This is a genomic window from Mycolicibacterium pyrenivorans (genome assembly GCF_025821625.1).
GTDB lineage: Bacteria > Actinomycetota > Actinomycetes > Mycobacteriales > Mycobacteriaceae > Mycobacterium > Mycobacterium pyrenivorans.
On record NZ_JACKSH010000132.1, the window covers coordinates 1 to 1,971 of the forward strand.

At 62.2% G+C, this 1,971-nt stretch carries 1 protein-coding gene; it reads left to right on the forward strand.

What is annotated here, in order from left to right; translation table 11 throughout:
- Positions 1-322: 322 nt before the first annotated feature.
- Positions 323-628, forward strand: a complete 306-nt coding sequence (locus H7I57_RS16265) for a DUF732 domain-containing protein (protein WP_264024653.1) — start codon at positions 323-325, stop codon at positions 626-628.
- Positions 629-1,971 lie beyond the last annotated feature (1,343 nt).

A 1,971-nucleotide genomic window follows, 5' to 3' on the forward strand; every position in this document is an offset into this window, starting at 1 on the left:
ATGTGATCCTCGAGAAATCTCATTCTTTCACCACGACAGGGCATTTCGCTGTTACAACCCGCCTCCCATCCCTACCTCATCGGTGAATCCAGGTTAAGCGGGCGGTGAGCAGGTCGATGACCAGCCGGTAGTCCGACCGTAGGTCGATGATGCGGCGGTTCTCGATGCTGTTGAGACACAGATCTCGCGGTAGCCTCGCCCCGGTGTTGGCGTCCGCCAAACAACTGTGTGCGGGTACTCACTCGTCCCAGCGGAAAGCGCCCTGCGACGCTTTTTGTCTGAATCAATTGCCGAATTAGCCGCGTGGAACTATCTTCGGGTCATGATACGAATCCTGACCGCCACAGCCTGCTCGGCGGCAGCCCTGGCGCTGATCTCTGCGCCTACGGCAAACGGCGCATCGGATGCGGAGTTCCTACAGCAACTCACCGACGCCGGACTCACTTGGGCTGGCGGGAACCGCCCATCCGACGAGGAGCTGATTTTCGAGGCGCACGCCGTGTGTTCGTGGAAGGGATCGGGAATTACCTACGCATCAGCTGCCCAGGTGCAGCTGGATCTCGACCTCAACGAAGCGCAGGCCAACCGGTTCGTCGCGATCGTCGAGAACGCCTACTGCTGGGGATGACAACGAGCGTCAGCACCGCGACGTAGGCCGTAGGGTTCTTCGGCATGAACGCCGGATGCAAAGAAGCGATGCGGCCCTACGGCACTGATATCCACCAGCCGGTGAGTTCAGCTTCCGCTATGACGCCACGGTCGATAGCGGGCTGACCGGCCATCCAGGGCCCGTGGATCACGTTGGGCCAGGTAAATTTTTCAATTTTTCAACCATTTGTTGACTGGTGCCCGCGTTGGCTCGCAGAATGGGTCCATGGCCGGTGGAGTGGGTGAGGAGGCGCACGGTTCACCCAGTCGGACGGCGTGTCGCGCTGTGCCGCGCGGCAGTAGGCACGCCAGGCACACGCCAACGGCTGATGATGCAACTATTCTCCGCCGAGGCAACCGGCGCAAGCCGCGTCATGCTGCAACTCCGGGCGCAGCCAGTGCGACCGCTCGTCGAGCACTGGCGATGCTGCGACAGCGGACGACGGTTCCCCTGATTATTCGGGCTAGCGCGCCGAGACTCGGTGGTGCCGTTAAGGCTCCTGACGTGTCGACGATGCAGTTCATTATCCGCACGGGCCAAACCAGGGCATTCGGCAATGTTGTAGTTGTCGGGGCCTTGCTGAGCGGGTTGTGTGGTATAGCCGTGCCACACGTTGTCCACGGCATGGCGCAGGACCGAGTGCATGGCCCAGCGCCATCCATTGGTGCGCACAGATTGAAATCGGGCGCACCCGTAACGACGGGAGCAGAGCTGAATTCGTCCGGCGATCCTGCTCCACCGAACTACGCCGAGCAGGCTGCGATTTTCGAGACACTCACACCGCGCGCAACGACGGCAGCCGACGCTACCGAACCGAGTGCCGACGTGACCGGCAACTATCTGGATCTCGCCACAGCATTGGACGAATTCGAGCAGGACGAGGCACGCAAGGAGGCGTGGGCTGTCCAGAACGGACTACCATCGCTGCCTGTATGCGGGCCAACCTGCACGGCCCCCGGTCCCGGGCAGCTTCCCGCGGTGTTCGTGCCCCCACGGGACCCGATGAGCGTCGACCATCTCCCGTCGCAAGCGACAGTGCAGACACCCCCCGAGCAATTGCACCCCTCACCCGCGGTAGCCGACGCAGAGCCTCACAACCAGGTAGAGACACCCGCACCCGGCGATTCACCGCCCACCGCCACCTCTCAAGGAGTTCCGCCCGACGGTCTCGTACCAGCGCCCGCCGGTGATGCTCAGGACTCGGTGGGTTAAGTCCGTCGCGGTCTAGTAGTACTTTGTTAGATCGGTGTGTCGCAACGGTTTTCGGTGTTGCCTCTGGGAGAATCGGGGGGTGGACGCAGCCGGTCTCGTAAGTGTCGATG

Excerpts from the sequence above, each read along its gene's own strand:
- H7I57_RS16265 (WP_264024653.1), top strand. The coding sequence starts at position 323 with ATGATACGAATCCTGACCGCCACAGCCTGCTCGGCGGCAGCCCTGGCG.